The organism is Bradyrhizobium sp. Ken51, from assembly GCF_055807435.1.
In genome coordinates this window covers 1-279 of the sequence record NZ_JBVVPB010000161.1, presented here as the reverse complement: position 1 = coordinate 279, position 279 = coordinate 1, and the positions used below count along the sequence as shown (strand labels likewise).

Sequence of the window (279 nt, the reverse complement as noted above, 5' to 3'; positions counted from 1 at the left end):
AAAGGAGTGAATGGTACGCACCACTTCCAGCGGTTTATTCGGATCGGCAACCGGTGTACCCACCAGCGACTGCTCGTAAGGACCGACGTCATCATTGAAGTTACGCGGACCAGAGTTCCAGGTTGATGGAACAACCGCCTGGTAGTTGCTGATGATACCGTCTTTAATAACCATCCAGTGAGAGAGCATACCGCGCGGCGCTTCGAGGAAGCCAACACCTTTGAATTCACCCGTTGCCGGAATGTTCGGCTTCACAAAGGTGGTGTGATCGCCTTTGCC

The 279-nt window shown here is 53.4% G+C and carries 1 protein-coding gene; it reads right to left on the bottom strand.

The features are described from left to right. On the bottom strand, positions 1-279 hold a 279-nt coding region (locus tag AC0L27_RS41305), incomplete at both ends, for a nickel-dependent hydrogenase large subunit (RefSeq protein ID WP_473323873.1).